Annotated in this window: 2 protein-coding genes and 1 pseudogene; 1 reads left to right on the top strand and 2 read right to left on the bottom strand. The window is 72.4% G+C overall.

The annotated features are described in order from the left end of the window. Nucleotides 1-302 (bottom strand): annotated as a pseudogene (locus ACFV0G_RS39300) (hypothetical protein); the annotation flags it as partial. 147 nt (nucleotides 303-449) lie between these two features. Here ACFV0G_RS39300 and ACFV0G_RS39295 point away from each other — a divergent pair. Continuing rightward, nucleotides 450-578: a hypothetical protein gene (locus ACFV0G_RS39295; protein ID WP_380558703.1), complete on the top strand. Its 129-nt coding sequence runs from the start codon at nucleotides 450-452 to the stop codon at nucleotides 576-578. Between the two features lie 94 nt (nucleotides 579-672). Here the strand turns inward: ACFV0G_RS39295 and ACFV0G_RS39290 are convergent, their stop codons facing one another. Further along, nucleotides 673-1,242 carry a DUF3291 domain-containing protein gene (locus ACFV0G_RS39290; RefSeq protein ID WP_380558700.1) on the bottom strand — a complete coding sequence of 190 codons (570 nt, stop codon included), beginning with the start codon at nucleotides 1,240-1,242 and terminating at the stop codon, nucleotides 673-675. Between the last annotated feature and the right edge of the window lie 230 nt (nucleotides 1,243-1,472).

Here is a 1,472-nt window from a genome sequence, read left to right as displayed (position 1 = left end):
ACCCACGCCATCTGGAGCAACGTCTCGGACCGGGCGAACGCCCGGATCAGGTCGCTCTCCCGGCTGGTGCGCCGGACGAGGGCCCGGCGGCTGGGCGGTGCGTCCACCACGGGCAGGAACACGAGGTCGGGCCAGGCGCAGAGCTCCCCGGCCACAGTGGTGACGGCCCGGCCGCGGGCGACTGCCGTCAGCGCCTCGTGCCAGGTGGAGACCTGCGGGCCGCACGGGACGGGACGGCCCGACGTGGTACGGAAGGGGTTGAGCGCGGCCTCCACGGCGGACGGCCGGGATCTGCTCGCCACGGACTCGCATCCGGCGAAGTCCTCCGGCCGGACCGACTCCTGCCGGCGAACGGATGGGACGCGCCGACCATGAGCAGGACCGGGGAGCCGTGCACGACCGGACCGACGGTGAGGTCCGGCTCGTCGACCGGCAGCCACAGCAGCGCGATGTCGACCTCTCCGGAGCACAGCAGCTCGAGCGGGGCGGGCGGATGGATCTCCCGGTGCCGTGCCGTCCAGGAGCTCTACGACACCTACTTCCGCAGCAGCGAGCCGTGGGAGCGGGCACGGCAGTGACCTGACGGACGACCGCGGCACGCCCTCAACGCGATGACCCTCTTTGGATATTCCGGTCTCGACATGTCGAGACTGGAAGCAGCCGGTCCACCTGTCAAGAATGGAAGGTGGTTCGGTCCGCCGCGGGCAGTGGCCGCGGAGGCCGCGGAGCCGGACTTCCGTCCGGGGCGAACGGGTGGTGGAAGCTGAAGGCGTGCGGCGCGGAGCCGTGCTCGTGGAGGTGCTCCAGCCTGGAGACCCCGTCCTGCCAGGTGGGAACCACACCGTCAGCGACCCACCAGGACACGTAACTCGGGTGTTCGGTCCTCTCGAACCAGTCGTGACGCCTGTTCAGCGCCTCACGGTGCGGACCGGTGTAGACGGCGTCGAGGGCGGCGCCCGGGTCGGTCCAGAGCGAGAGGGTCGCGGCCAGGGCCGTGGTCTCCACCGTACGGCCCTTGCCGTACCAGGCCGGTACGGCGAACTCTCCCCACGCACCCCAGTCCGCGTCGAAGAGCGCGCCCCGGGCGGCGGCCGCCGCTTCGGCATGATCGAGGTACCCGGGGTGCTGACCGATCCTCCGGTAGACGGCCTCACCCCTGTCGTAGAACTCGCGCGTGCGAGGTCCGGGATCGGCCAGCGGCGACTTCAGGACGCCGAAGGTGTACAGAGCAAGTCGGGGCATGCGTCTCTCCCTGGTCGGGGCCCGGGCTGCCGGCCGTGGACCGGTGCGGCGGCTTGCGCACGGGGCCGGATCCGTGGGGCGTGGCGAATGTAGCTGCCTCGGCCGGCCCTGTCGAAGTTGCGTTTTCCCGGTCGAAGTGGCCTCCCGTACAAGGTCCTTGTGGCACCCGGCCGCCCGCCCGCCGGGCCCCGGGACCCGCGCGGGCCGGCGCGCCTCAGGCCGGCCGGGCG

The organism is Kitasatospora sp. NPDC059571, assembly GCF_042735675.1.
Lineage (GTDB): Bacteria > Actinomycetota > Actinomycetes > Streptomycetales > Streptomycetaceae > Kitasatospora.
Note: the sequence above shows the minus strand (reverse complement) of the source record. Positions and strands in the feature narration are given on the sequence as shown.